Below are 294 nucleotides of genomic sequence, written 5' to 3'. Positions count from 1 at the left end.
GCGACCGTCACGGCGATGGAAGGCTATGGCACGCCGATGCCTTATTTGGCGGCGATTGTCGCCGTGGTGGTGGAGTTTATTTTCGGCATCGCGCTTATTCTCGGCCTGTTTACTCGCCCTATCGCGGTCATTTTTGCCCTGTATGTGTTGGGCACCGCGTTTATCGGCCATCCGTTCTGGAAAATGACCGGCATGGAAATGATGGGCAACGAAATCAACTTCTTTAAAAACATCAGCATCATTGGCGGTTTGCTGCTGCTGGCGGTGACTGGCGCCGGCCGTTATTCGCTGGAC

1 protein-coding gene is annotated in these 294 nt (G+C 54.8%); it reads left to right on the top strand.

The annotated features are described in order from the left end of the window. Positions 1-294 (top strand): DoxX family protein (locus MD536_RS22330; protein ID WP_239603758.1); only part of this gene is annotated, 294 nt, incomplete at both ends.

It is taken from the genome of Flavihumibacter cheonanensis (assembly GCF_022352215.1).
Taxonomy (GTDB): Bacteria; Bacteroidota; Bacteroidia; order Chitinophagales; family Chitinophagaceae; genus Flavihumibacter; species Flavihumibacter cheonanensis.
The sequence above is the reverse complement of the archived record's forward strand: the minus strand, read 5'-3'. Positions and strand labels throughout refer to the sequence as shown.